At 72.1% G+C, this 24467-nt stretch carries 22 protein-coding genes and 6 pseudogenes; 15 read left to right on the forward strand and 13 right to left on the reverse strand.

Annotated elements, in window-relative coordinates; genetic code table 11:
* Positions 1–57: 57 nt before the first annotated feature.
* Positions 58–363: a hypothetical protein gene (locus JNW87_RS08205; protein ID WP_109806080.1), complete on the reverse strand. Its 306-nt coding sequence runs from the start codon at positions 361–363 to the stop codon at positions 58–60.
* A gap of 369 nt (positions 364–732) precedes the next feature.
* On the opposite strand from JNW87_RS08205, the gene JNW87_RS08210 reads away from it, so the two are divergent.
* Positions 733–1314 carry a DUF4396 domain-containing protein gene (locus JNW87_RS08210; protein ID WP_236648797.1) on the forward strand — a complete coding sequence of 194 codons (582 nt, stop codon included), beginning with the start codon at positions 733–735 and terminating at the stop codon, positions 1312–1314.
* Positions 1315–1814: 500 nt separating this feature from the next.
* On the opposite strand, the gene JNW87_RS08215 is transcribed toward JNW87_RS08210, so the two are convergent.
* Together JNW87_RS08215 and JNW87_RS08220 are read right to left on the reverse strand one after the other, a co-directional pair.
* Positions 1815–2333, reverse strand: a complete 519-nt coding sequence (locus tag JNW87_RS08215) for a hypothetical protein (RefSeq protein ID WP_238453424.1) — start codon at positions 2331–2333, stop codon at positions 1815–1817.
* Between the two features lie 132 nt (positions 2334–2465).
* Positions 2466–3095, reverse strand: a complete 630-nt coding sequence (locus JNW87_RS08220) for a TetR/AcrR family transcriptional regulator (protein WP_109800580.1) — start codon at positions 3093–3095, stop codon at positions 2466–2468.
* 123 nt (positions 3096–3218) lie between these two features.
* Here JNW87_RS08220 and JNW87_RS08225 point away from each other — a divergent pair, with 123 nt between their 5' ends.
* Entirely contained in the window at positions 3219–3710 is a 492-nt protein-coding gene (locus JNW87_RS08225) for a redoxin domain-containing protein (RefSeq protein ID WP_238453425.1), read from the forward strand.
* A gap of 171 nt (positions 3711–3881) precedes the next feature.
* On the opposite strand, the gene JNW87_RS08230 is transcribed toward JNW87_RS08225, so the two are convergent.
* Together JNW87_RS08230 and JNW87_RS08235 are read right to left on the reverse strand one after the other, a co-directional pair.
* Positions 3882–4109 (reverse strand): hypothetical protein, encoded by a 228-nt coding sequence (locus JNW87_RS08230; protein WP_238453426.1) that lies wholly within the window; start codon positions 4107–4109, stop codon positions 3882–3884.
* On the reverse strand, positions 4093–4611 hold the full coding sequence (locus tag JNW87_RS08235) for a hypothetical protein (RefSeq protein ID WP_238453427.1): 519 nt from the start codon (positions 4609–4611) through the stop codon (positions 4093–4095). Before JNW87_RS08235 ends, JNW87_RS08230 begins: the two co-directional genes overlap by 17 nt.
* A 52-nt stretch (positions 4612–4663) precedes the next feature.
* On the opposite strand from JNW87_RS08235, the gene JNW87_RS08240 reads away from it, so the two are divergent.
* The gene (locus JNW87_RS08240) at positions 4664–5884 is read left to right on the forward strand and encodes an IS256 family transposase (protein WP_238453428.1); all 1221 of its coding nucleotides are present in this window, start codon (positions 4664–4666) and stop codon (positions 5882–5884) included.
* 165 nt (positions 5885–6049) lie between these two features.
* Here the strand turns inward: JNW87_RS08240 and JNW87_RS41380 are convergent.
* The 5 genes and pseudogenes from JNW87_RS41380 to JNW87_RS08265 form a co-directional block, all read right to left on the reverse strand.
* Positions 6050–6466, reverse strand: a pseudogene (locus JNW87_RS41380) (recombinase family protein); the annotation flags it as partial.
* A complete protein-coding gene (locus JNW87_RS08250; protein ID WP_238453429.1) occupies positions 6364–7071 on the reverse strand; it encodes a recombinase family protein in 708 nt (235 codons plus the stop codon). The gene JNW87_RS08250 and the pseudogene JNW87_RS41380, both read right to left, overlap by 103 nt.
* Before the next feature lie 415 nt (positions 7072–7486).
* Positions 7487–8008: pseudogene (gene sepH, locus JNW87_RS08255) on the reverse strand (septation protein SepH); the annotation flags it as partial.
* Positions 8009–8195: 187 nt separating this feature from the next.
* On the reverse strand, positions 8196–9323 hold the full coding sequence (gene serC / locus JNW87_RS08260) for a phosphoserine transaminase (protein ID WP_109805258.1): 1128 nt from the start codon (positions 9321–9323) through the stop codon (positions 8196–8198).
* Between the two features lie 246 nt (positions 9324–9569).
* Positions 9570–10676 carry a citrate synthase 2 gene (locus tag JNW87_RS08265; RefSeq protein WP_109805257.1) on the reverse strand — a complete coding sequence of 369 codons (1107 nt, stop codon included), beginning with the start codon at positions 10674–10676 and terminating at the stop codon, positions 9570–9572.
* A 273-nt stretch (positions 10677–10949) separates the two neighbouring features.
* Between JNW87_RS08265 and pdxH the strand changes: the two are divergent.
* The 7 genes and pseudogenes from pdxH to JNW87_RS08300 all read left to right on the forward strand — a co-directional run bounded on the left by pdxH (position 10950) and on the right by JNW87_RS08300 (position 17030).
* Positions 10950–11578, forward strand: a pseudogene (pdxH, locus tag JNW87_RS08270) (pyridoxamine 5'-phosphate oxidase).
* Positions 11575–12863 (forward strand): annotated as a pseudogene (locus JNW87_RS08275) (MFS transporter). The pseudogenes pdxH and JNW87_RS08275 overlap by 4 nt, the downstream one beginning before the upstream one ends.
* A gap of 74 nt (positions 12864–12937) precedes the next feature.
* Positions 12938–13867, forward strand: coding sequence for an aldose 1-epimerase family protein (locus tag JNW87_RS08280; protein ID WP_109805636.1), 930 nt, complete (start codon positions 12938–12940; stop codon positions 13865–13867).
* Positions 13868–13885: 18 nt separating this feature from the next.
* Positions 13886–14488 (forward strand): nitroreductase family protein, encoded by a 603-nt coding sequence (locus tag JNW87_RS08285; protein WP_109805635.1) that lies wholly within the window; start codon positions 13886–13888, stop codon positions 14486–14488.
* A gap of 179 nt (positions 14489–14667) precedes the next feature.
* Positions 14668–14973 carry a type II toxin-antitoxin system VapB family antitoxin gene (locus JNW87_RS08290; RefSeq protein WP_109805634.1) on the forward strand — a complete coding sequence of 102 codons (306 nt, stop codon included), beginning with the start codon at positions 14668–14670 and terminating at the stop codon, positions 14971–14973.
* Positions 14974–15005: 32 nt separating this feature from the next.
* On the forward strand, positions 15006–16166 hold the full coding sequence (locus JNW87_RS08295) for an acyl-CoA dehydrogenase family protein (protein WP_109805633.1): 1161 nt from the start codon (positions 15006–15008) through the stop codon (positions 16164–16166).
* A 99-nt stretch (positions 16167–16265) separates the two neighbouring features.
* Positions 16266–17030, forward strand: coding sequence for a DUF4230 domain-containing protein (locus tag JNW87_RS08300; protein ID WP_109805632.1), 765 nt, complete (start codon positions 16266–16268; stop codon positions 17028–17030).
* 63 nt (positions 17031–17093) lie between these two features.
* Here the strand turns inward: JNW87_RS08300 and JNW87_RS08305 are convergent, their stop codons facing one another.
* Positions 17094–17300 (reverse strand): PspC domain-containing protein, encoded by a 207-nt coding sequence (locus tag JNW87_RS08305; protein WP_109805631.1) that lies wholly within the window; start codon positions 17298–17300, stop codon positions 17094–17096.
* A 367-nt stretch (positions 17301–17667) separates the two neighbouring features.
* On the opposite strand from JNW87_RS08305, the gene JNW87_RS08310 reads away from it, so the two are divergent.
* From JNW87_RS08310 to JNW87_RS08325, 4 genes and pseudogenes are all read left to right on the forward strand, one after another.
* On the forward strand, positions 17668–19038 hold the full coding sequence (locus tag JNW87_RS08310) for an L-serine ammonia-lyase (protein ID WP_109801145.1): 1371 nt from the start codon (positions 17668–17670) through the stop codon (positions 19036–19038).
* 69 nt (positions 19039–19107) lie between these two features.
* Positions 19108–19935, forward strand: a complete 828-nt coding sequence (locus JNW87_RS08315) for an ABC transporter permease (RefSeq protein ID WP_109801144.1) — start codon at positions 19108–19110, stop codon at positions 19933–19935.
* Positions 19936–20676 carry an ABC transporter ATP-binding protein gene (locus JNW87_RS08320; RefSeq protein ID WP_109801143.1) on the forward strand — a complete coding sequence of 247 codons (741 nt, stop codon included), beginning with the start codon at positions 19936–19938 and terminating at the stop codon, positions 20674–20676. It abuts the gene before it with no gap.
* Positions 20673–21061: pseudogene (locus JNW87_RS08325) on the forward strand (CDP-alcohol phosphatidyltransferase family protein); the annotation flags it as partial. The gene JNW87_RS08320 and the pseudogene JNW87_RS08325, both read left to right, overlap by 4 nt.
* Positions 21062–21111: 50 nt before the next feature.
* Here JNW87_RS08325 and JNW87_RS08330 read toward each other — a convergent pair.
* Together JNW87_RS08330 and JNW87_RS08335 are read right to left on the reverse strand one after the other, a co-directional pair.
* On the reverse strand, positions 21112–22293 hold the full coding sequence (locus tag JNW87_RS08330; protein WP_109802504.1) for an aminotransferase class V-fold PLP-dependent enzyme: 1182 nt from the start codon (positions 22291–22293) through the stop codon (positions 21112–21114).
* A gap of 88 nt (positions 22294–22381) precedes the next feature.
* Positions 22382–23321: pseudogene (locus JNW87_RS08335) on the reverse strand (tyrosine recombinase XerC).
* 783 nt (positions 23322–24104) lie between these two features.
* Here JNW87_RS08335 and JNW87_RS08340 point away from each other — a divergent pair.
* A complete protein-coding gene (locus JNW87_RS08340) occupies positions 24105–24446 on the forward strand; it encodes a hypothetical protein (protein WP_238453430.1) in 342 nt (113 codons plus the stop codon).
* Positions 24447–24467: the final 21 nt, after the last annotated feature.

Below are 24467 nucleotides of genomic sequence, written 5' to 3' on the forward strand. Positions count from 1 at the left end.
CCTATCTGCCGGGCCAGTCCGGCTACAACAAGCGCCTACGAGCCGCCCTGCCGCTCCTCAAGCGGGCGATCCGGGCGGTAGCTGCGGACACCGACCTGTTTGGTCATCAACGCCGACGATGGCCAGCTGCCGGGTGAACGCCAGCGACGGGCGGTAGCCGTTCCAGGAGTAGCGGCCCCACTGGACGATGAAGCCGTCAGCGTCTGAGTCGGGGTCCAGGTCGACGCCATCGATCTCTACCTGCAAGAACTCACTAAAAGCCTGCCAGGCTGCGTCAACGTCGACGACGTCGGCGGCATCAAGACCATGACTTCTCAAGTACTGGGCGAACACCTCGGCGCTTGACCGCCACGGAACGGGCATGGCAGTCATTGTCCGAGAGATCCAACGCTGCGCCGGCGCCCTGCCCGGATCTCCCGCAGTGAGCGCGCAGGCCGTGGTGCCCAGTCCGCGTGGCAGTCACTCAGCGTTGCGTTTATTGCAGCTCGGGGGGTACGCCAACGTCCTCGATGCCAGACTGATTGACTGGGCACGATTCGAGCTGGGCGTCACCCTGCAGTCACATCCGCCGCCACCGACATTGCATCGAGTGCCCTGGAGCGAACGGAGATGATTGTGCAACCGACGTGGCTTGTGATGCTTTCGTGGGCTGTGCTCTTTGTGGGGTTGGCCAGCACCGCCGTTGTCGTTGTTGACCAATTTGTTTTTGGATATCGTCAGCCGGTCAAGGTCATGGAGATAGTCTGGCCGGCAACCGCCCTCTACCTTGGCCCAGCAGCCGTCCTGGCCTACAGAAGGTGGGGTAGACCCCAGTCTCCCCGGTGGCTGGACCGGCACGGCAACCCGCCCAGGAGCTCGCGACATGCTCCTACGATAATCCAAACTTATCATTGTGCGACGCACTGCACTCTGGGTGTCATCATTGCTACGCCTATCACCTACGGCGTTGGCCTCGAAATATTCGGCAGCACACTGTGGCCCGAAGTCGTCGGCGACTATGTAGGCGCAGTGGCCATAGGCGTTGCATTTCGCTACTCTGCTGAGGCTCACACGGGTCGTCGAAGAGCGTGGGCCGCAATGCGGAAATTTTTCAGGAGCGACGTGCTGACCGTGTCTGTCTTCGAGCTCGCCCTGTTAGGTTGGCTGGCGCTAATGCATTTTCTTGTTTTCCACGAGGCCCTGCGGCCTGGTAGTCCGGTGTTTTGGCTCATTATCCAGGTCGGGCTGATCATCGGCTTCTTCGCCGCTTGGCCGCCAACCTCGTTGCTGATCCGCCGCGGCGTCAAAACGGAATTGCTGGGCACGCCGCAGTAGGTGGTGATGCGTCGACGCCCTGGGGCGGAGGGGTGCACGTTGAGCTTGGTGTCGCGCAGCACGGCGAACGCCACCGCGACGGCGGGCCACCGGTGGGCGTACTCGCCCGGGTGCAGCCGCTCGCCAGCGACGATCCACGCCCGGCGGTGCCGGCGCATGTCCTCCACCAGATGTACCGCGCCGATCCGGTTGAGATCGGGGTCGGCGCGGCGCGCCCACGAGGACGCTGCTGCTCTCGGCGGCCCCAGACCGGCAGGCCGGCACCGCCGAAGAAGTGAGCAACGCGGCGCGCAGGCTGGGAACCACCGCCGGGCTCGCCTGGAGCCTTGGCGACGGGATCCGCCGGCTTCCACCCCGGATTCGTCGTGCTGACCGCCTTCGCGTTCACCGGTCTGGTCGCCTCGTCGCCGCCGGGCGGCGCGCGCCGTAACCGCGCGGCCGTTACCGGCGGCACCGTGCATTGCGCCGAGCGGCGATCAGGGGCGGTGGGCAGGCTTCTCCTACGTGCGCAGAAGGCAGAGTTGCGCCAGCATCGGCGCCCGCACCCGAATCCAGGCGCGATGCCGTGGGCGGCCGGCGGCCAGCACGACCGCGATGAGACGGCGGGCCGGCTGTCGGTCGAGCAGCATCACGCCGACCACTCCGACCAGCAACGCCAGACACGCGCCCAGCAACTCGCCGCCCATGCCGGACGGGCTGTCATCGCTGGCAATGATCGTCGGGCCGCTGCCCGGGGAAGGCGACCCAGGGCGGTCCGCTGACGATGACGTCGGCCGGCCGGGCGCCGTGTTCGTCGAGCAGTTCGGGAGGGCGGCGGCGTCCGCGCACAGCACCTCGACCTTCGGGAAGCGGCGGGCGAGCCTCGCCGCCAACCGCTCGTTCAGCTCGATCGCGAGATGCCGGCCGCGACCACCGAGGCGTTGCTGGATGACCGAGGTGAACGTTTCGGTGCCCGGTCCGAGCTCGACCTCCACCGGCTCCCCGTGCTCTGGAATCGGCGCCATCGTCTGCGCCGCCAAACCGGGCCGGAACTCGGCGTCACAGATGCGGCCCGCATCGGCTGCCGGATGAACTCGCAGAAAGATGGTGCCGCCGACCGACTCCGGCAGGCCAGTCAGAACTTGAGTTCGCCGGGTCCGGCCGTTAACCGGTCATGCCGGAGAGGCGGTGGCGAGGCTGTGGACATGGGCGATGGCCATGTCCAGGGCCCGAGCGAGCGGACGACTGCTGCGGTGCGTCTTGGCCAGCAGCAACCCGCCCTGGAGCGCGGCCATGATCGCTTCGGCGAGGGCGGCCGGATCGGCTTCCGGCGACAGGCTTCCTCGGTCACGCATGGCGGTGAGCCCGGCCCGTAGCGGAGCCTCCCATTCCGCGAAGCACTCCTGCAGTACGCTGCGGGTTTGCTGGTCACCGCCGGCAAGTTCGTTGGCCAGCGAGCCGAGCGGACATCCGCCCACCTGATCGTGCGCGGCCTGAGCTGCGACGATCTTGTCCCGCCAGCGGGCCAGGCCGGCGAGGGAGTCCAGCGCGTCCAACTCGGGGCGCTGGTCCTGCTGGATTCGCTGCGCCTGATGCCGCACGACCGCCCGGATCAGATCATCCTTGTTGCCAAAATAGTGGTACAGCTGTGACTTGCTGGTCCCGCTCGCCGCCAGGACGTCGTCCAGCGTCGTGCCAGCGGCGCCGCGCTCGAGCATCAGGTCGGCTGCGGCCGTCACGATGCGGGCCTTGGTCGCCGCGCCCCGAGCCGTCAACTTCGCCGCCTGCTGCACAGATGTCACAGCGTCGATGCTAGCAGCAACTGGACTTGCTAGTCCAGTTATGGAGATATATGTTGGACCGAGCGGTCCACTGGATTTCGGCTGGGCCGCCTACGGCGCGTTGGTGCATAAGGAGAAACCGCTATGGGTCGGCTCAACAACGGCCAGCACTTTCCCAAGCTTCAGGTTCCCGCCGTGGGGGGAAGTTCGCTCTCCCTGCCCGACGACCTCGCGGGTGGCTTCGGGGTGGTGCTGATCTACCGGGGCTCGTGGTGCCCGTACTGCAACGCACAACTCGCGGCCTTCCAGAGGGCCAGCGACACCCTCGGGGCGCTCGATGTCCGCGTCGCCGCGTTCTCCGTCGATGACGAGGAGACCAGCCGCAAGCTCGTCGAGAAGCATCACCTCGGGTTCCCCGTCGGGCACAGCGCCGACATCGACGCGGTGGTCGAGGCGACAGGGGCCTACGTCAACGAGCCGTCGCCCGCCGACCAGCGGCGCTACCTCCAGTCGACCGGGTTCGTCCTCGCTCCGGACGGCACCGTGATCACTGCCGTCTACTCCAGCGGCGCCATCGGCCGCCTGGTTCCGGAAGACGTGGCCGGGCTGGTCCGCTACCTCCGCGACCACAGCTGAGGGCGGACAGCCGGCGGGTACGGTGCCGGCGGCATGGTCTTCGCGGCCTTCCCCGGTGGCCGGCCACCGGGGAAGCGCCCAGCACGGTGGGCGACGGTGCGGGTGGCTCGGGCAGGGCACGGATCAGGCGTAGCAACACCATCCGGCCCACTTGGGAACCGACCCGGCCGGTCAGCTGGACCCCGGCCCGCCACTTAACGCCAGGCCCACCGCCTCCAGCATCCGGCGGATCAGCCAGATGTCCCGGCTGTGCCGCAGGGGCAGCCCCTCGATCTGCTCGGCGTAGATCTTGCGTGCGCAGCTGGCCAAAGTGCAGAAGAACCGCCGTACCCGCAGGTGAACCATCTCCTGGCCGGCCATAGCCGCGTCGAGCAGCCGCCACTCATACCGGCTTTGCACCCGGCGCGACAGCGTCGAACAGTCCGGGCACTGATGCCTCTGTTGGGGAGTTGCAGTGCGCTCCACAGTGGCTACGGTCAACCCATGCACACCGCTTCCCAGCGGATGTGCTTGGAACACGCGTTCGAATCTCGGACACGTTATTCCACACGAAGCGTGATGCTTCTTCGTGTTTTGCGTGATCTCCGTCCCGTTGGGCGGGGATTTTTGCCGTGGTGGTGAGGCAGCTCCCCGGAGGGTGGAGCGTGTAGATCGCGGTCTCGGATTCGATGGTCCATGCGTGGTGGCCGCACATGATCATGTTGCTGGTGCGCAGGTAGGCAGCGACCTCTTCCGGGTCGGGGCTGCGCAACGCGGGATGGTGGCGGTGCAGGCCGCGGTCGTGCCGGATGCGGTCCAGGAGGTGGTCTTCCCGGATGTAGAGGGTCTTCGGGGTTGCGTCCCGCCGGGTGGTGTAGAAGCTGACCTGCTTCGGCGTGCCGCCGGGATAGAGGTGGGTCATCGCGTGAGTCTCTGTGTGAACGACCAAGAACACGCAGAGGACGGAGTAGGCGATGACCCTGGACCAGTCTGCCTTGTTGGAGGTGCTGGATGCACTCAAGGCAGCCGACGTGAATGATCGTGTTCGGCAGGCGGCCGAGACGATTTATCAGGCGTTGATCGAGGCGGAGCTGACCGCGGTGATCGGCGCCGCCCCGCACCAGCGCAGCGAGACCCGGGTGGCCCAGCGCAACGGCCACCGCCCCCGCACCCTGACCACCACGGCCGGGGACCTCGACCTGCGGATCCCGAAACTGCGCACCGGCTCGTTCTTCCCCAGCCTCCTGGAGCGGCGCCGGCGGGTGGACCAGGCCCTGTTCGCGGTCGTGATGGAGGCCTACCTACACGGTGTGTCCACCCGCAAGGTCGACGACCTGGTCAAAGCGTTGGGAGCCGACTCGGGGATCTCCAAGTCCGAGGTGTCGCGGATCTGCGCCGACCTCGACGAGGAAGTGGGCGCCTTCCGGGACCCGTCCCTGGCCGCCAGCGCTTTCCCTTACGTGTTCCTCGACGCCACCTACTGCAAGGCGAGGGTCAACCGGAGGGTTGTGTCCCAGGCGATCGTGGTGGCCACCGGCGTGCGGGCCGACGGATGGCGCGAAGTGCTCGGCTTCGCCGTCGGCGACAGCGAAGACGGCGCGTTCTGGACCGCGTTCCTGCGCTCGCTCAAGGCGCGTGGGCTGGCCGGGGTGCAGCTGGTCATCTCCGACGCCCACACCGGCCTCAAGCAGGCCATCGCCGCCGTGCTTATTGGTGCAGCATGGCAGCGGTGCCGGGTGCATTTCCTGCGCAACGTGCTCGCCCAGGTGCCCAAAGGCAACGCGGAGATGGTCGCCGCCGCGATCCGCACCATCTTCGCCCAACCCGACGCCGAACACGTCCGGGAGCAACTCGACGTCATCGCCGGCATGCTCGGCCGCCAGTTACCCAAGGTCGAGGTCATGCTCCGCGACGCCGCCCACGACCTCCTCGCGTTCACCGGGTTCCCGCCCAGTCACTGGAAGAAGATCTGGTCGACCAACCCCCTCGAACGGCTGAACAAGGAGATCAAACGCCGCACCGACGTCGTCGGCGTGTTCCCCAACCCCGAAGCCCTGCTCCGCCTCGCCGGCGCCGTTCTCGTCGAAGCCCACGACGAATGGCAGACCGGCGACCGCCGCTACCTCGCCGAAGGCTCCATGGCCCAGATCACCACACCACCGAAGGCCGCCGCCAGCGAACTCGTCGCCGCCTAACCAGAGTCGTTGCCAGCCCGGCAGCGAACCGGAAAACTGAACAGCGCACGAGGCCTCACGCAGGCGACCTACACCACGGGACGTGACCGTCTTCGGTCGGGGAGAGGCCTTGGTGCGGGTGCTGGTGTGGCCGTGCCGGCAGCGGTAGCCGGGACGGCCGTGGACCCAGTGGGAGTCCATGATGCGGCCGCAGACGCCGCAGCACACGAGGCCGGCCAGGAGGTAGTGGCGAGGAGTCCCATCGGTGGGGGTGGGTGCGGTGTGGATGGCTTGGGCCGCGACGAACTGCTCCTCGGTGACCAGCGGCGGGTGAGCGGTCTGGCGCGAGATAACCCACTGCAGGGCAGCATTCCAGCGCTGAATCTGATGGTGCCGCGCGATGGTGCAATCAGGCTCGATACCGTCGTGGTCGGTGCGCTGTCGGTTCCACACCTGCCGGCCGGTGTAGCGGGGGTTGGCCAGGATCGCCGCCACGGTGGTCAGCATCCACCGTTGGCCGCTCCGGTGACGGTTACGCGCCGGGTCGGCGTCGTACGGGCACGGCACGCCGCGGTCGTTGAGGGCGCGGGCGATGCTGGCCACGCTGTAGCCGGCGAGCCGCTGTTCGAAGATCCACCGCACGTGGGGTGCGGTGGTCGGGTCGGGTTCCAGGCGGTGCAGGCGTCGTCCCCAGGCGGCGTGGGCTCGGTTCGGATGAGGGCCGGCGTCGACCAGCCGGTAACCGTACGGCGGCCGGCGCCGAGATGTCGACCCTGCAATTCGGCTTGGGCGCGCATGGCCGCGGTCGTGCGATATCGGGCCCGGGACACCTCCCGCCGGGAGTGCACACCGAGTAGGTCCAGCAGCGCCATCTGTCGTGGGTTGTCGAAGTCCACCGGCCCGTAGGTCTCCGGCAGCCACAGCTGCACGCCGTGTCTGAGGAGGGTGGGGGTCAGCTGTTCAAGCTGCTGGCCGTGGAAGGCGCGCTCGTACTCGCCCACGACGGTCGCGTCGAACCCGCGCGCCGGATCCGCCATGGCGGTGAGCAGCCGTGACGCTTGCGGCCGATCTGGCCAGGCCACCCGGCGAGAAACACCCTCGTCGAAGAACTCGACCACGATCCGGCCATGGCCGGCGACAAGGCCTTCGGCGTAGTCGCGCTGCCATCGGCACGACGACGCCCGATCCTGGAAGCCGACCGTGGACATCCGGCCGTAGAACGCGAACCGGGTGCCCGGCGGGTCTGATGTTGTCGGGCGCCGCGCCCGATGGCGGCCTCGCTGGTTCGGCTGCCGTATCCACCAGTCGAGCAGGTCGGGGGCCGTCGAGTTCCGGCGAGTATTGCATCAGTACCCTTCCCACACCCAGGGCGCTACAGCCATCCATCTCGATATGGATGGATAACGATGCGATGGTTCGTGGGACTCGGCCACTCGCAACATCTGTTGGCTCAACCGTGCGGCGGGCCCTTCAAATGGCGGCCGGCTAACGGTCGGTGGTCGCGCGGCGGGAGCGGCGGCAGACTCGCGTGACAGACCTGGAGGGTGCTGATCAGCGTCGGTGATGGTGTCCGGCATCCCGATGCGACAGCTCCGCTCGGCCGGCAGCTGTCGCATCGGGATGCCGGAGCTTGTCGAGATCCCAGACCGCCTGCGCGGTGGCCTTGCCCGACGGCCAGGTGGCGATGATGCGCCAGGTGCCGTCGTCGCGCCGGTACGCGTCCCAGGAGATCTTCTCGGTGTCGATCCCGTGCTGGGCCAGCCGGCCGTTGACGACCTCGGCCAGCGGGGTCGGCTTCTCCGCGCCCTTGAGCCGGGTGCGCCGAGCGTGCTGGGCGAGCATGGCCCGCTCCTGGAGCACCGGGCCGGCGTAGCGCAGGACGCGATCGACCGGGACACCGGCGATCCGGGCGACGTCCTCGGCGGACTCGCCGGAGCGGATCTTGGCCTGGATGTCCCGGGGGGAGAGCGACGGCATCGGGTCGGCGGCGGTGGGCACCACCGCGAGGGGGGCCGCGCCGGGCTCGGCGTGCAGCGCCGAGGCGATGCGTTCGTCGATGGGGAGGGCGAGCAGGCGCCCGACCTCGTCGGCGAGCACCAGAGCCTGGCCGTCCTCGGAGAGGGCGACGAAGCGTACTGGGCGCATGGCGTTGCCTCCGTCCCGCTTCGCTGGCCGTCACGCCACGAGCCGGCCACCCGGGCGTCTCGGACCACCGTACGCTCATCTACCCGGAGGTGGGGGATGCGACACCCCGGCATGTCGTGACTGAGCTGCGGCGATGATCACGTGGGTGTCGCCGGGCCCCCGGCGACCACCCACCGTCACGGCGTCGTCAGAGCCGCTCCACCACGTAGTCGATGGAGGCGGTCAGCGCCTCCACATCGGCCGGCTCGACGGCCGGGAACAGCGCGATCCGGAGCTGGTTGCGGCCCAGCTTCCGGTACGGCTCGGTGTCCACGATGCCGTTGGCGCGCAGCGCCTTGGCGATCGCCGAGGCGTCCACCCCGTCGGCGAAGTCGATGGTGGCGACCACGTTGGAGCGCAGCGCCGGGTCGGCCACGAACGGGGTGGCGACGGCCGACCGCTCGGCCCAGCCGTACACGATGCCGGCGCTCTCGGCGGTCCGCTTGGCCGCCCAGGACAGGCCGCCCTGCGAGTTCATCCAGTCGGTCTGCTCGGCGGCCAGGAAGATGGTGGCCAGCGCGGGCGTGTTGTACGTCTGCTCCAGCCGCGAGTTGTCGATCGCGGTGACCAGGTCGAGGAAGGCCGGGATGTAGCGGCCCGACGCCTTGATCTCGGTGGCCCGCTCCAGCGCGGCCGGGGACATCAGGGCCAGCCAGAGGCCGCCGTCCGAGCCGAAGCACTTCTGCGGGGCGAAGTAGTAGACGTCGGTCTCGCCGACGTTGACCTCCAGGCCGCCGGCCCCGGAGGTGGCGTCGACCAGCAGCAGCGAGCCCTCGTCGGCGCCGGCCACCCGGCTGATCGGCACGGCCACGCCGGTGGAGGTCTCGTTGTGCGGGGTGGCGTAGACGTCCACGCCCGCCTCGGCGACCAGGGCGGGCGCGCTGCCCGGCTCGGCCTTGCGGACGGTCGGCTCGCCCAGGAACGGCGCATCCTTGACCGATTTGGCGAACTTGGCGCCGAACTCGCCGAAGCTGGCGAACTGGGCCCGGTCCCGGACCAGGCCGAAGGTGGCCACCTCCCAGAAGGCGGTGGTGCCGCCGTTGCCGATCACCACCTCGTAGCCCTCGGGGAGGGAGAAGAACTCGGCGATGCCCCGGCGGAGCCGGGCCACCTGGTCGCGGACCGTCTTCTGCCGGTGCGAGGTGCCCAGGTAGCTGGTGGCCACGTCGGCAAGTGCGGAGACCGCCGCGGGACGGACCTTGGACGGCCCGCAGCCGAACCGCCCGTCGGCGGGCTTGATGTCGTCGGGAATCCGGATGGTCGGTGCGTCAGCCACGGTGGTCGAGATCCTTCCGCAAGGGCGAGGGCGGGCCCGTTCAGCGGGCGCGGATCGACGGCCGAGGCGCGCGGGGCGCGACGCGACCGGGGTCCGGGCCCGGTCCGGCGACACTGCCGGCCTTCATCCTCGCACCCTGGGCGGGTCGCCCGACGGCTGGTCCCATCCGGCGGGGTGAGGCATGCGCCACACGACGCGCGAAGGGGCCCCGTCCGCGCGGACGGGGCCCCTTCGGGGTATCGCGGATCAGACGCCGTGCGGGATGGCGTCCCAGCCCTCGACCTGCTGCGGCTTGCGGGTGCCCGGGCCGAGGTAGCGGGCCGACGGGCGGACCAGCCGCTGGAGCTTCTTCTGCTCCAGGATGTGCGCGGACCAGCCGCCCATCCGGGCGCAGGTGAACATCGAGGTGAACATGTGCGCCGGCACCTCGGCGAAGTCCAGCACCACGGCCGACCAGAACTCGACGTTGGTGGCCAGCACCCGGTCCGGGCGGCGGGCCTGGAGCTCGGCCAGCGCGGCCTTCTCCAACGCCTCGGCGACCTCGAAGCGCGGCGCGGCCAGCTCCTTGGCGGTGCGGCGCAGCACGCGGGCGCGCGGGTCCTCGGCCCGGTAGACCCGGTGGCCGAAGCCCATCAGCCGCTCGCCCCGGTCGAGGACGCCCTTGACGTACCCCTCGGCGTCGCCGCTGCGCTCGACGGCCTCCAGCATGCTGAGCACCCGGGACGGCGCGCCGCCGTGCAGCGGGCCGGAGAGGGCGCCGATGCCGGAGGAGATGCAGGCCGCGGCGTCGGCGCCGGTGGACGCGACGATCCGGGCGGTGAACGTGGAGGCGTTCAGGCCGTGCTCGGCGGCCGAGATGAAGTACGCGTCGACGGCCTTGACGTGCCGCGGGTCGGGCTCACCCCGCCAGCGCTTCATGAACCGCTCGACGATCGTCTCCGCCTTGTCGATCTCCTTCTGCGGCACCGCCGGCAGGCCCAGGCCGCGGGCGGACTGGGCGACGAAGGAGAGCGCGGTGACCGACACCCGGGCCAGGTCCTCGCGGGCCTGCTCGTCGGAGATGTCGAGGAGCTGGCTGAGCCCCCAGTACGGGGCGAGCATGGCGACGGCGGACTGCACGTCGACCCGGATGTCGCCGGAGTGCACCGGCACGGGGAACGGCTCGGCCGGCGGCAGGCCGGGGCCGAACCGCCCGTCGACCAGCAGCGCCCACACGTTGCCGAAGGAGACCTGACCGATCAGATCCTCGATGTCGACGCCGCGATAGCGCAGCGCGCCGCCCTCGCGGTCCGGTTCGGCGATCTCGGTCTCGAAGGCTACGACGCCCTCCAGGCCCGGTTTGAAGTCGGACATGTCGTCTCCTGGCTTCCGGCTCGGTGCGCCCGAGCGGGCCGGTCCGGCCCCGCACCTTAGGCGACCCTCAGGGATGTGTTCGTGCCATCTTGCCTGCTGGGTAACCGAGTGCGCGACCCGCAGCGGCTGTGCTGCACGCGACATCCCCGGCGGTGGACAAGCTCACCAGGTCGGCCAGACTGGGCGGTGGGGTCTGGCCAGCGTCTCCGGGACGCCGGCGGACCGGCGAGGGGGAAGAGAAACGTGACGGGCGACACAGTGGCCCCGGCGGCCATGCGGAACGAGTACGCCGCCGACCAGGGCCTGTCCGAGGCGGATCTGGCGCCGGACTGGCACACCCAGTTCGACCGCTGGTTCGCCGAGGCGGTGGCATTCCCCCTCCCGGAGCCGAACGCCATGGTCGTCGCCACCGCCGACGCCGCCGGGCGGCCCAGCGGCCGGACCGTCCTGCTCAAGGGGTACGACCCGGAGGGCTTCGTCTTCTACACCAACTACGACTCGCGCAAGGGCGCCGAGGCGGCCGTCAACCCGTGGGCCAGCCTGGTCTTCCCCTGGTTTCCGATGCAGCGCCAGGTGGTCGTCAGCGGGCAGCTGGAGCGGGTGGACCGGGCGGAGACCGAGGCGTACTTCGCGAGCCGGCCGCGCGGCTCCCAGCTCGGGGCCTGGGCGAGCGCCCAGTCCCGGGTGATCCCCGACCGGGCCGCGCTGGACGACGCGTACGAGGCGGTGGCCGAGCGCTTCGCCGGGGTCGAGCGGATCCCGGCGCACCGCACTGGGGCGGGCTGCGGGTTCGCCCGGCGTCGGTGGAGTTCTGGCAGGGGCGGGCCAGCCGGCTGCACGACCGGCTGCGGTTCCGGCGGACCGACGGCGGCGACTGGGTCACCGAGCGGCTGGCGCCGTGACCGGGGTCAGGGAGGCCCGGCCGCGCGGGGGGCGCCGCTGGGCGATCGACCTGCGCCCGCTGCGGGTGCCCGCGTACCGGCGGGTGTGGCTCGGCAACGGCGTGGCGATGTTCGGTTTCCAGTTCACCGCCGTGGCCGTACCGGTGGAGATGTTCGCGCTCACCGGCGGCTCGCTCTGGGTCGGGCTGCTCGGCATCGCCGGCTTCCTGCCGCTGCTGGTCTTCGGGCTCTGGGGCGGGGCCGTGGCCGACGCCCGGGACCGGCGGCGGGTGCTGCTCGCCGGCGGCGCGCTGCTCTGGGCGTCGACGCTGGCGCTGCTGGTGCAGGCGCTGTTCCGGGTGGGCAGCCCGGTGCTTCTCCTCGTGCTGGTGGCGGTGCAGTCGATCGCGTTCGCGATCACGTCGCCGGCCCGCAGCGCGATCCTGCCCCGTCTGGTGCCCGCCGAGCTGGTGCCGGCGGCGAGCACCCTGAACTTCACCACCTTCACCGCCACCTCGGTCTTCGGGCCACTGGCCGCCGGCTTGATCTTCGCCACCTGGCGGACCGACGTCGGGCTGCCGATCGCGTACGCGGTGGACGCCCTGCTGTTCACCGTCTCGTTCTGGGCCACGCTGCGGCTGCCCGCGATGCCGCCCGAGCCGGACCCGGACGGTGCCGCGATCCCGGGCAGGGCCGGCCTGGCCAGCATCGTCGACGGGTTCCGCTACCTGGCCACCACCCCGGTGCTGCTGCTCTCGTTCGCCATCGACCTGATCGCGATGGTGCTGGCGATGCCCCGGGCGCTCTTCCCCGAGGTGGCGCACGAGCGCTTCGGCGGCGGTGCGGCGGTCGGCTGGCTCTACAGCGCGATCGCCATCGGGTCGATGCTCGGCGGGCTCACCTCCGGCTGGGCCGGCAGGGGCTGGCGCTGGTGGTGGCGGTGGCCGGCTGGGGGCTGGCCGTCGCCGCCGCCGGGCTGGCCGGCCGGCTCTGGCTGATGGTGGTGCTGCTCGGCGTGGCCGGCGCGGCCGACCTGGTCAGCTCGGTGCTCCGGCAGTCGATGCTGCTGATCTACGCGCCGGACCGGATGCGTGGCCGGCTCCAGGGGGTGAACACGGTCGTCGTCGCCGGCGGTCCGCGCCTGGGCGACCTGCGGGCCGGCGGGTTGGCGGCCGGTTTCGGCGCCGGCGTCGCCTGGGTCGGCGGCGGCCTCGTCGCGGCCACCCTGGCGGTGCTGCTGGCGGTGGCCTTCCCGGCCCTGGTCCGCTATCGGGCCGCCGCCGCGTCGAGTGCCGACCGGGACTGACCCCGGCCGGTCGCGGGCTGGGGTGGTCGCGGGGTTTGCGCGGGGGCCGGGGCCGAGCGGCTAAGGTCGCCGGCATGGAGAACGCCGCGAACCGGTCACCGTCCGGTGCACAATGGACCATCGCCGCCGACGGCCACGAGGCGGTCATCGTCGAGGTGGGCGGTGGGCTGCGGGCGTACCGGCACGACGGGGTGGACTACCTCGACGGGTACGCGGCGGACGAGCTCTGCCCCGGCGCGGCCGGGCAGGTGCTGGCCCCCTGGCCGAACCGGATCCGGGACGGGGCGTACACCTTCGGCGAGCGGTCGTTGCAGCTCGACCTCAGCGAGCCGGCCCGGCACAACGCCATCCACGGCCTGGTCAACTGGGTCTCCTGGCACCTGGTCGAGCAGTCCGCGGACGCGGTGACCGTCGGCTACGACCTGCCGCCGAGCCCGGGGTACCCGTGGCCGCTGCGACTGCGGACCCGGTGGAGCGTGGGGCCGGCGGGGCTGCGGGTGGAGCACGAGACCACCAACCTCGGCGGCGAGCCCTGCCCGTTCGGCTACTCGATGCACCCTTACCTGCGGCTGCCCGGGGTCGCGGTGGACGAGCTGCTGCTCCGGGTGCCGGGGCGTACCCGGGTGCTGCTGGACTCCCGGCTGCTGCCGATCGGCGCCACCGCGGTCGCCGGCACCGAGTACGACTTCACCGAGCCCCGCGCGATCGGCGATGCGGTGCTGGACGTGGCCTTCGGCGACCTCGTCCGGGACGACGACGGCGGCTCGGCGGTGACCCTCGCCGCGCCGGACGGCTCGGCCGCGGTGCACGTCTGGGCGGACCGGGAGTTCGGCTGGTGGCAGGTCTTCACCGGGGACACCCTCACCGGGGAGCGGCACCGCCGCTCGGTGGCGGTGGAGCCGATGACCTGCCCGGCCGACGCGTTCCGCTCCGGCAAGGACGTCATCGTGCTGCAGCCCGGGCAGACCTGGCGGGGCGCCTGGGGCGTCCGGCCGGGGGCCTGAGCGGCACGGGGGAGCGGCATGGAGTTCGCCGAGGTGGTCCGGCGCCGCCGGATGGTGCGCAACTACGACCCGGACCGCCCGGTCCCGCCCGACGTGGTGGACCGGCTGCTGGACCACGCGGTGCGGGCGCCGTCGGCGGGCTTCGCGCAGGGCTGGGGCTTCCTGGTGCTGGAGACGCCGGAGGACCGGGAGCGGTTCTGGACGGCGGCCACCCCGGGCGGCGGCGGCCGGGAACGCTGGCTGGCGGGGATGCGCCGGGCGCCGCTGATCGTGGTGCCGCACGCGAACCGCTCGGCGTACCTGGAGCGGTACGCCGAGCCGGACAAGGGCTGGGCGGACCGCTCGGCCGAGCGCTGGCCGGTGCCCTACTGGTACGTCGACACCGGCTTCGCCGCCCTGCTGATGCTGCTCACCGCCGTGGACGAGGGGCTGGGGGCCTGTTTCTTCGGCATCCCGCCGGAGCGGCTCGACGGCTACCGGGAGGCGTTCGGGGTGCCCGCGGAGTACCAGCCGATCGGCGCGGTGACGGTGGGTTACCGGGCACCCGACCACCGGTCGCCGTCGTTGCGCCGGGGCCGCCGTCCGGTCGGTGAGGTGGTTCGCCGGGGGCGGTGGAGCTGAGGGCGATTCGTCCGGCCGGCCGAGGGTACGGGCGGTAGCGAAACCGACATGAGGGAGTAAAACGCAGTGTGGCGCGGGCGGCTAGGCTGGCACGGACATCAGCGCCACGCCGCGCGGTGCCCCGCCGTTCACCGGCGCGGCGCCGGGGGCCGGCCGGACCAGGGGGAGGGGAGCGTGCCGTGATCTTCAGAGCGGTCCGGGACGGGCGTCCCTACCCGGAGCACAACCTCACGCTCAAGCAGTGGGCGGAGATCCCGCCGCGCCCGCTGCGGCTCGACCAGCTCATCACCACCAAGCGGGAGCTGGCGCTGGACAAGCTCCTCGCCGAGGACTCGACCTTCTACGGCGATCTCTTCCCGCACGTCGTGCAGTGGAACGGCGGCCTCTACCTGGAGGACGGCCTGCACCGCGCGCTGCGCGCGGCGCTCCAGCAGCGCAACCAGATCCACGCCCGGGTGCTGGTGCTCGGCGGCCCGGCCGAGTGACGCCCGCCTGAAGAATCGTTAAGGTGACCGTCATGAGCCCTCTCGACCTGCTGGACATCGATGCGTCGCTGGGCGAGGAGGAGCGGCAGATCCGCGCCGTGGTGCGCCAGCTCGTCGACGACCGGGTGCGCCCGCACGTCGCCGGCTGGTACGAGGACGGCCAGGTGCCCGCCCGCGAGCTGGCCCGGGAGTTCGGCAAGCTCGGCCTGCTCGGCATGCACCTGACCGGGTACGGCTGCGCCGGCGCCTCGGCGGTCGCGTACGGGCTGGCCTGCCTGGAACTGGAGGCCGGCGACTCCGGCGTCCGCTCGCTGGTCTCGGTGCAGGGTTCGCTGGCCATGTACGCCATCTGGCGGTTCGGCAGCGAGGAGCAGAAGCAGCGCTGGCTGCCCACGATGGCGGCCGGCGAGGCGATCGGCTGCTTCGGGCTGACCGAGCCGGACCACGGCTCCGACCCGGGTTCGATGGCCACCCGGGCCCGCCGGGACGGCGACGACTGGGTGCTCAACGGCACCAAGATGTGGATCACCAACGCGCCGATCGCCGACGTCGGGGTGATCTGGGCGCGCACCGACGAGGGGGTGCGGGGGTTCGCCGTACCGATGGACACGCCCGGGGTGACGGCGCGGGAGATCCGGCGCAAGATGTCGCTGCGCGCGTCGCTCACCGGCGAGATCGCCCTCGACGACGTCCGGCTGCCCGCGGACGCCCGGCTGCCCGAGGCGGTCGGGCTCAAGGCGCCGCTGAGCTGCCTGACCGAGGCCCGGTACGGCATCGTCTGGGGTGCGCTCGGCGCGGCCCGCGACTGCCTGGAGACGGCCCTGTCGTACGCGACCACCCGGACCCAGTTCGGCCGGCCGCTGGCCGGCTTCCAGCTCACCCAGGCCAAGCTCGCCGACATGGCGGTCGAGTGGAACAAGGGCCTGCTGCTCGCGCTGCACCTGGGCCGGCTCGCCGACGCCGGCAAGCTGCGCCCCGAGCAGGTCAGCGTCGGCAAGCTGAACAACGTGCGGGAGGCGCTGGCGATCGCCCGGGAGTGCCGGACGATCCTCGGCGCCAACGGCGTCTCCGGGGAGTACCCGGTGATGCGGCACGCCAACAACCTGGAGAGCGTGCTGACCTACGAGGGCACCTCGGAGATCCACCAGCTGGTCATCGGGCAGCGGCTGACCGGGCTGTCGGCGTTCGCCTGACCTGCGTCTTCGCCGGGCCGGTCCGCTCGGCGAGCGGGTGTCGCACCGGGCACGTACCGTCATCATCAGTCGAGAAGTCTGACGAGGACGGTGAGGGCGATGGCCCGCGACGGTGGCATCAACGAGCCCACCAGGGAGTTCCCCGGTTACCCGACCGGCGACGACCTCCGGGCCCGGTCGGACGTCCCACCCGAGCCGGCGCCCGACGGCCGGCCGGCGTCGGGTGGGCCGGCCCGCGGCCTGCTCGGGGTGCTCGGCGCGGTCGCGCTGGCGGTGGTGGTGCTGCTCGGCGTCCAGGCCACCGGCATCCTGCCCGACTTCCGCAACCCGTTCGCCAAGGAGCAGACCGACCGCAGCCAGCCGCCGCTGCTGAAGTCGATCCGCGACCTCAGCCGGTACGTGGCCGCCGAGGGCAACTTCCAGGTGGTCATCGACCTGCAGAACGACCGGCAGAACGTGCCGGAGTTCCTGCTCAACGAGCGGACCCTCTTCGTCGGGGCCGGCAGCGTCGAGGCGTACGTCGACTTCGCCAAGATCGCCGACGGGGCGGTGGTCGAGTCCGCCGACGGGAAGTCGGTGGAGATCAAACTCCCGGCGCCGCAGCTCGGCGAGACCAACCTCGACCTGGAGAAGAGTTACGTCTTCGCCGAGCAGCGGGGCCTGCTCAACCGGCTCAACGACCTGGTGAAGGGCGACCCCAACCGGCAGCAGCAGGTGTACAAGCTGGCCGAGGACCGGATCACCGCCGCCGCCCGGGACAGCGGGCTGACCGCCCGCGCCGAGGAGAACACCCGCAAGATGCTGGAAGGGCTGCTGCGCTCGCTGGGCTACGAAAAGGTGACGGTCACCTACACCGCCCCCTGACCGCGTACGCCGACGCGCCCGCCCCGGCTCGGGGCGGGCGCGTCGCGTTCGGTCACCAGGGAATCAGTAGCGGGTCGCGGCGTAGCGGTCCTCGTTCGGCATCAGGATCCACAGCACCAGGTACACGATCACCTGGGTGCCGGGCAGCAGCAGCGACAGCAGGAACAGCAGCCGGATCATGCCGGCCGACACGCCGAACCGCTGCGCCAGGCCGGCGCAGACACCGGCGAGCATGCGCCCCTCACGGGGCCGGACCAGTTTGCGACTCATCGTCGTACTCCCACTCTGCGGCGATCCGCCGCGCTGCGTTCAACGGTAGGAGGGGCCGCCCACCGCGCCCTCGGTCGCCAGGAGGATCGGCGGCCCCCGCACCCGTAAGTGCTTACCCCGCCGGGTCCGCGCCGACCCCGGCAGCGCGTGGAGCGCTCGCGGCCGGGAGACGGGCCGGTGACGGAGGGGAGACGGAACGGGGCGGAGGGTGGGCGGTGTGCCGGCTGGGGGCGGGGGCCTGACCTGGGCGGGTAGGCTGGCCGGTCGGGCGCCCACACCCCGGGCACCCGCCAGCCGCTCCGGACCGGGTCGGCACGACCGGGCCGTGTTCCGCACAACGGGGCACGACGGCGAGGAAAGTGCAGCCATGATCAGTGTTTTCGATCTCTTCAGCGTCGGCATCGGGCCGTCCAGCTCGCACACCGTCGGGCCGATGCGCGCCGCCCGGACGTTCGTGTCCGGGCTCAAGGCCGACGGGCTCCTCGCCGACACCGCGCGGGTGCAGGCCGAGCTGTTCGGCTCGCTGGGCGCCACCGGGCACGGCCACGGCAGCGGCCCGGCCGTGCTGCTCGGGCTGGAGGGGGAGGCCCCGGAGTCGGTCGACACCGACACGGTCGGGCCGCGGGTCGAGCGGATCCGCGCCGAACGGCGGCTCAGCCTGCTCGGCGCCCAGGAGATCGACTTCGACCCGGACCGGGACCTGGTGCTGCACCGCCGCCGGTCGCTGCCGTACCACCCGAACGGGATGACCTTCGTCGCGTACGACTCGGCCGGCGAGCAGGTCCGGGGGCGCACCTACTACTCGGTGGGCGGCGGGTTCGTGGTCGACGAGGCGGCGGCCGGGGCGGACCGGATCATCCCGGACACCACCCGGGTGCGGTACCCGTTCCTCACCGGCGGGGAACTGCTGGCGGTCACCACCGCCACCGGCCTGTCGATCAGCGACGTGATGCTCGCCAACGAGCTGTCCTGGCGTACCGAGGGGGAGGTGCGGGCCGGGCTGCTGGAGATCTGGCGGGTGATGCGCGAGTGCGTCGAGCGCGGCTGCGAGCGGGGCGGCACGCTGCCGGGCGGGCTGAAGGTGCGGCGCCGGGCGGCCGAGCTGCGCCGCGGCCTGGAGGCGGAGACCGACTCCACCGACCCGCTGCGGGCGATGGACTGGGTCACCCTCTTCGCCCTGGCGGTGAACGAGGAGAACGCCGCCGGCGGCCGGGTGGTCACCGCGCCGACGAACGGCGCGGCCGGCATCATCCCGGCGGTGCTGCACTACTACACCCGGTTCGTGCCCGGCGCCTCCGACGACGGCGTGGTCCGCTTCGTGCTGGCCGCCGGCGCGATCGGGGTGCTGTTCAAGGAGAACGCCTCGATCTCCGGCGCCGAGGTCGGCTGCCAGGGCGAGGTCGGGTCGGCCTGCTCGATGGCGGCCGCCGGGCTCGCCGAGGCGCTGGGCGGCACCCCCGAGCAGGTGGAGAACGCGGCCGAGATCGGCATGGAGCACAACCTGGGGCTCACCTGCGACCCGGTCGGGGGCCTGGTGCAGATCCCCTGCATCGAGCGGAACGCGGTGGCTAGCATCAAGGCGATCACCGCTGCCCGGCTGGCGCTGCGCGGCGACGGGGTGCACGCCGTCTCGCTGGACAAGGTCATCAAGACCATGCGGGAGACGGGCGCCGACATGAAGGTCAAGTACAAGGAGACGGCGCGGGGCGGCCTGGCGGTCAACGTCATCGAGTGCTGAGCCCGGCGGGGTGACCCGCCCCGAGCCCGCCGATGTCGGCGACGAGCGGCGGGAAGCGAGGAGGGGCCGGTGACGTCAGGCGTCGGTGCGCTCTGGTCGGCCCGCAACTCGCTGCGCATCCTGGTCAAGCGGGACCTCGCGGTGAAGTACCAGCAGTCGGTGCTGGGCTACCTCTGGTCGTTGATCGAGCCGCTCGGCATGGGCGCGATCTACTGGTTCGTGTTCGGGGTGCTCTATTCCGGGGCCACCCGCCGGCACCTGGGCGACGCGGCGGGGTCGTACCCGCTCTTCCTGATCACCGGCATCTTCGCCTGGATGTGGGCCAGTTCGGCGATCAACGAGGCGACGAACGCGTTGACCGGTCAGGCCCGGCTGATCACCACGATGAACCTGCCCCGCCAGGTCTTCCCGATCGGCCGGGTCACCGGCCGCTTCGCCGAGTACGCCGCCGGCCTGCCCATCCTCGTCGGCATCGCCGCGGTGTACGCGGCGCACGGGAAGATCCACCCCGGCTGGTCCGTGCTCGCCCTGCCGCTGGCGGTCACGGTGCAGCTCGTCCTGCTGGTGGGGATCGCGCTGCTGCTGTCGGCGTGGAACGTGCTGATGCGGGACATCGAGCGGTTCATGCGGCTGATCATCCGGGTGCTCTTCTACGCCACCCCGATCATCTATCCGCTCAGCCTGGTCCGGGACTCCGGCATGCCCGGCTGGCTGAAGCTGGCCTACGAGCTGAACCCGCTGGTCGGCATCTTCCAGTTGCACCACGCCATCTGGTACCCGGACGAGTTCCCGGACGCCCGGCTGCTCGCCACCACCGTGCTGGGCAGCCTGCTGGTGCTGGCGTTCGGCTGGTGGTCGTTCCGCCGACTCGAACCGGCCGTGCTCAAGGAACTGTGAATGGCGATCATCGAGGCGGAGGGCCTCGGCATCCGGTTCGTCCGCAACCGGCGTCGCCAGCTCCGGCTGCGGGAACTGCTCATCCACCGGGGCGGGCGGACTGCGGCAAGCGGCCAGTTCTGGCCGCTGCGCGACGTGTCGTTCCGGATCGAGCCGGGCGAGACGGTCGGCGTGGTGGGGCGCAACGGCACCGGGAAGAGCACGCTGTTGCGGCTGATCGCCGGGGTGCTCATTCCGGACGAGGGCCGGATCCGGGTGCACGGGGAGGTGGCGCCGCTGCTGGAACTCTCCGCCGGCTTCTCCAACGACCTGACCGGCCGGGAGAACCTCTACCTGGTCGGCGGCCTGCACGGGCTCTCCACCGGCTACCTGCGCCGGCACTTCGACGAGATCGTCTCGTTCGCCGGCGAGCAGGTCGAGCGCTCGATCGACACCTCGGTACGCCACTACTCGTCCGGGATGAAGGTCCGGCTCGGCTTCGCGGTGATCGCGCACCTGCCGCACCCCGTCCTGCTGGTGGACGAGGTGACCGCGGTCGGGGACGCGGAGTTCCGCGCCAAGTGCTATGCGACCATCGAGCGACTTCTCGCGGAAGGGCGCACGCTGGTGCTGGTGTCACACAACGAAAAGGACCTCACCCGGTTCTGTCGTCGGGGGCTCTACCTCGACGCGGGTCGGCTGACGGTCGACGGGACGATCGACGAGGCGCTCGCCGCCTACGCCGGCGCGGCACCGCGGTGACGCTCGCGATCGTGCTCGCCGCCGGCCATGCGGGCGGGACGGACGAGGCCGGGGAGCGCCTGGCCGGGCAGTGGCGGCGGGCCGGCGCGGCCGAGGTGCGGGTCGCCGCCGACCTGTCCGAGCTGGCCGCGCTGGTGGCCGACGCGGCGGCCCGGTGCTGGTCAGCGGCACCGACCTGGTGGCGCACACGGCGGTACTCAAGCACCTGGCGACCAGCCCGGTCGGGCCGACGGTGGCGTTGGTGCTCACCGATTCGCCCGCGCCCGGGCAGGTCGCGGTCCGGGACGAGCGCGGCCAGGTGATCGCGGTCGGTGACCCCGGCGAGCTGCACGACGCGACGGGCGTCTTCGGTGGCGCGCTGCGGGTCGGCGTCGGCGACCTGCCGCCCTGCTCGGCCTGGGCCCCGTCCGGCTGCTGCCGCTGGACGGCGACCGCTCACCGCTGGGCGAGCAGCGCAGGGAGCTGGACGGCCAACCGGTCGTACTCGTCGGGGGTGTTGTAGACCTGGCCGCCCAACCGCAGCCAGCCCCGGTCGTGCCAGGTCATCACCGCCACCTCGGCGGCGAGCCGTTCCGCGATCCGGGTCTGCAGCGCCTTCGCCGCGTCCATCGTGGTGGCGACGCCGCGCGGCAGCGGGATGAGCCGCATGGACACCGTCGGTCCGCCGGGCTCCGGCAGGTCGGCCGGCGCCACCCCGAGGGCGTCCCCGACCACCCGCTGCCCGTACGCGGCCAGCGCGGCGTTGTGCGCGCGTACCCGGTCCAGGCCCAGGCTGCGCAGCGTGAACAGCCCCACCGGCGCGGCCAGCCACGGCGTGTAGTCCAGCGTCGCCTGCCACTCGACCCGGGCGGGAAAGCCGGCCTCCTGCTCCCAGGAGACGACCAGCGGCTCGATCCGCTCCCGCCACGGCTCCGCGACCACCAGCGCGGCGGTCCCGCGCGGCGCGTACGCCCACTTGTGCAGGTTGCCGACCCAGAAGTCGGCGCCGATGGAGGCCACGCTGATCGGCAGCATGCCCGGGGCGTGCGCCGCGTCGACCAGCACGGGCACGCCGTGCTCGCGGGCCACCCCCACCACGGCGGCGGCCGGGAAGAGCCGGGCGGTGGCGGACGTGAGCTGGTCGATCACCACCAGCTTCGTCCGTCCGGGGCGCAACCCGGACCGGACGATCTCGACGACCTGCTCGTCCCCGGCGGTCAGCGGCACGTGCAGGGTCCGGCGCGTCGCCCCGGTGCGGCGGCATTCCCGGTCGACGGAGAAGCCGACCGCGCCGTACCCGTGGTCGGTGGTCAGCACCTCGTCGCCGGGGCGCAGGCCGAGCGACTGGAGCACCACCGCCACCCCGGTGGTCGCGTTGCCCACCAGCGCGGTGCCGTCCGGGTCGGCCCCCAGGAAGCCGGCCAGGTGTCGGCGGGTGTGCGCGATCCGGTCGACCAGCCCCTGAGTGAAGAAGCGCAGCGGGTTCGCCTCCATCTCGTCGCGCAACCGCTGCTGGGCCCGCTGCACCCCGATCGGGACGGCGCCGAACGAGCCGTGGTTGAGGTGACTGACCGACGCGTCGAGCGAGAAGAGCAGCCGAGCCCCGGGAATCGGCTCGGGCGGCTGCGGGACCGTCATCCGCCGATCGTAGCCCGCCGTCGATCATCAACTCGCCGATCACCGCCCACCCGCGGCCCACCGGCGGCGCCGCCCGTCGGGCCGTCGTTCAGGCGCGCGGGTGCGCCTGCCGATACGCCGCCCGCAGCCGCTCCACCGAGACGTGCGTGTAGATCTGGGTGCTGGCCAGCGAGGAGTGGCCGAGCAGCTCCTGCACCGCGCGCAGGTCCGCGCCGCCCTCCAACAGGTGGGTCGCGGCCGAGTGCCGCAGCCCGTGCGGGCTGGTCCGGGGCAGCCCGGCCCGCTCGGCGTACCCGGCGACGATCCGGCGCGCGGTGGTCGGGTTCAGCCGTCCGCCCCGCGCCCCCAGCAGCAGCGCACCTCCCGCGCCCGGATCGGCCAGGGCAGGCCTGCCGGCCCAGCCACGCGTCCAACGCGCGCTGCGCCGGCACCCCGTACGGCACGGCGCGCTCCCGGCCGCCCTTGCCCAGCACCCGGACCACCCGGCGACCGTGGTCGACGTCGGCGACGTCCAGGCCGCACGCCTCGCTGATCCGGATCCCGGTGCCGTAGAGCAGTTCCAGCAGCACCCGGTCCCGCAGCAGCACCGGCTCGTCCTCGCCCGCCGGCGACGGTCCGGCCGCCCCGGCGCCGGCCTCCAGGGATGCGGTGGGCCGGGAGGGGGCGGCCATCAGGGCGGCGGCCTGGTCGGCCCGGAGCACGGTGGGCAGCTCGCGGTGGGCCTTCGGACTGGCCAACGGGGCGGCCACGTCGGCGGGCAGCAGCCCCGACCGGTGGGCCCAGGCGCTGAACGTACGTGCCGACGCGGCGCGACGGGCCAGCGACGTCCGGGCGGCCCCCATCGTCCGCTGCTTCGCCAACCAGCTGCGCAGCACCGTCAGGTCCAGCTCGGCCAGGTCGACACAGCCCATCCGGACGGCATGGTCGAGCAGCGAGACCAGATCGGTGACGTACGCCCGCACGGTGTGCGCGGAGCGGTTGCGCACCCGGGCCAGATGGTCGGCGAAGGCGTCCACGGACTCCCGCATCGCCGGTGGCAGTCCCTCGTGGGCGGCGCGGGTGCCGCGCCCCTGCCCGCTCACCGTCCACTCCGGGCCGGTGCCGACCCGCCGGATCGCGTCCGCACCGGCTCGTCGGCGCCGGTGGGCGCCGCTGCCGGACTCGGCCTGATCCTGCTGTCGGCGGGCACCGGCCCAGCCTACGGTCCTGATCCCGCAACGGCAGAACACCAGTCGGCCGTCCGGCACTGCGTCGACGTCAGTCATGCGCCGCCGTCCGTCGTCGTCGTTCCGCCTCATCCTCGGGCCGCCGATGGGCGCCCGACGCCCGTCGCGCCCCGACGTCGGGCGCGGGCTCCGTGGCGCACCGGCGCGCGCGCTGCCGTGCGCCTTCCGCCCGGCGCCGGGTGTCTCACGGCCACCGGCACCGTGTCGCGGATCGACGCGCCGTCGGGGGTGGCTGACCGGGCCCTGGACAGGAGAAACTGGTCGTACGAAGAGGACGGTGGGCAGGGCCGCCGAGCGGACATGACAAGGGCCGCGCCGGTGCGGCTGCCGATCCCCAGCGTGCCCCGAGTGAGCCGGCCGCCCGGCCGTGCCGGACTGACTCGGCGGCGGGTCGGGGTGTCAGGGCTTCGGACCGGCGCGGCGGCATCACGGTGTGGGGCTGGCCCTGGGGCCAGCCGGTTGTCGGACGGGGCGCGGGTGTCACGGTGTCGAGCCGGGCGCGTGGCGCGGAAGGGTGATTCGCGAGGCGGAACGGAGCGGCGTCGATCCGGATAGGTGACGCCGACGGGAGGAGGGGGACCGATCGTGGGTGTGGATGCCGTCCTCTATCGGCTGGTCCGAGCCGGGCCCGGTCGGGGTCGTCCGTCGCACATCGCGGCCGGGGTGGTCGCCGATCCCGACGACGTTCTGCTGGACCTGTTGAAGCGGGTGCGGGGCGGGGGTCGTACGCCGTTGCTGGACCGCGTCGATCCGCTCGGCGAGCTGGTGGTCGCCGCCGAGGCGGCGCCACAACTCCTCGCCGAGCTGGGCTGCCTGGCCGAGGTGGCCCGCGCGCCCGCGGAGGTGGACCAGGTCCGCCAGCTCGCGCAGCTCACCCGCCGCTGCCTGACCAGCCGGGAGGTGGAGATCCGCTTCGTGGGCGACTGAGCCGACCGACCCTGCCCCGGT

This window comes from Micromonospora sp. ATA51 (assembly GCF_016802855.1).
Lineage (GTDB): Bacteria > Actinomycetota > Actinomycetes > Mycobacteriales > Micromonosporaceae > Micromonospora > Micromonospora sicca.

What these genes read in the sequence shown, in the direction of transcription:
- JNW87_RS08205 (WP_109806080.1), bottom strand. Translation starts at nt 363, where the DNA reads ATGCCCGTTCCGTGGCGGTCAAGCGCCGAGGTGTTCGCCCAGTACTTG.
- JNW87_RS08210 (WP_236648797.1), top strand. Translation starts at nt 733, where the DNA reads ATGGAGATAGTCTGGCCGGCAACCGCCCTCTACCTTGGCCCAGCAGCC.
- JNW87_RS08225 (WP_238453425.1), top strand. Translation starts at nt 3,219, where the DNA reads ATGGGTCGGCTCAACAACGGCCAGCACTTTCCCAAGCTTCAGGTTCCC.
- JNW87_RS08235 (WP_238453427.1), bottom strand. Translation starts at nt 4,611, where the DNA reads ATGACCCACCTCTATCCCGGCGGCACGCCGAAGCAGGTCAGCTTCTAC.
- JNW87_RS08240 (WP_238453428.1), top strand. Translation starts at nt 4,664, where the DNA reads ATGACCCTGGACCAGTCTGCCTTGTTGGAGGTGCTGGATGCACTCAAG.
- JNW87_RS08250 (WP_238453429.1), bottom strand. Translation starts at nt 7,071, where the DNA reads ATGTCCACGGTCGGCTTCCAGGATCGGGCGTCGTCGTGCCGATGGCAG.
- JNW87_RS08265 (WP_109805257.1), bottom strand. Translation starts at nt 10,676, where the DNA reads ATGTCCGACTTCAAACCGGGCCTGGAGGGCGTCGTAGCCTTCGAGACC.
- JNW87_RS08280 (WP_109805636.1), top strand. Translation starts at nt 12,938, where the DNA reads ATGGAGAACGCCGCGAACCGGTCACCGTCCGGTGCACAATGGACCATC.
- JNW87_RS08285 (WP_109805635.1), top strand. Translation starts at nt 13,886, where the DNA reads ATGGAGTTCGCCGAGGTGGTCCGGCGCCGCCGGATGGTGCGCAACTAC.
- JNW87_RS08295 (WP_109805633.1), top strand. Translation starts at nt 15,006, where the DNA reads ATGAGCCCTCTCGACCTGCTGGACATCGATGCGTCGCTGGGCGAGGAG.
- JNW87_RS08300 (WP_109805632.1), top strand. Translation starts at nt 16,266, where the DNA reads ATGGCCCGCGACGGTGGCATCAACGAGCCCACCAGGGAGTTCCCCGGT.
- JNW87_RS08305 (WP_109805631.1), bottom strand. Translation starts at nt 17,300, where the DNA reads ATGAGTCGCAAACTGGTCCGGCCCCGTGAGGGGCGCATGCTCGCCGGT.
- JNW87_RS08310 (WP_109801145.1), top strand. Translation starts at nt 17,668, where the DNA reads ATGATCAGTGTTTTCGATCTCTTCAGCGTCGGCATCGGGCCGTCCAGC.
- JNW87_RS08320 (WP_109801143.1), top strand. Translation starts at nt 19,936, where the DNA reads ATGGCGATCATCGAGGCGGAGGGCCTCGGCATCCGGTTCGTCCGCAAC.
- JNW87_RS08330 (WP_109802504.1), bottom strand. Translation starts at nt 22,293, where the DNA reads ATGACGGTCCCGCAGCCGCCCGAGCCGATTCCCGGGGCTCGGCTGCTC.